Here is a 235-nt window from a genome sequence, read left to right as displayed (position 1 = left end):
AGAAACACAAGAAATACAGCTTCAGGAAGTTTAAAACTTCAAGATAGTGCAGAGGTTGCAAAGCGACCTTTAGAGTGTTTATTGTACAATATTACCGGAAATAATTTAGGGATATCAACCCAAATGGAAAGTTTAGAAAGAGCTAGACAAATGGGATTTAAGGTTCCTGAAACCGCAAAGCTTGTAAATTCTATAAACGAAGTTTTGCAGTTTGTAAATTATTGGGATAAGAAGC

At 34.5% G+C, this 235-nt stretch carries 1 protein-coding gene; it reads left to right on the top strand.

The features are described from left to right. Positions 1-235 (top strand): NAD-dependent DNA ligase (locus H2O73_RS24305; RefSeq protein ID WP_220457787.1); only part of this gene is annotated, 235 nt, incomplete at both ends.

The organism is Vibrio marinisediminis (assembly GCF_014050145.1).
Taxonomy (GTDB): domain Bacteria; phylum Pseudomonadota; class Gammaproteobacteria; order Enterobacterales; family Vibrionaceae; genus Vibrio; species Vibrio marinisediminis.
This window is presented reverse-complemented; position numbering and strand designations above follow the sequence as displayed.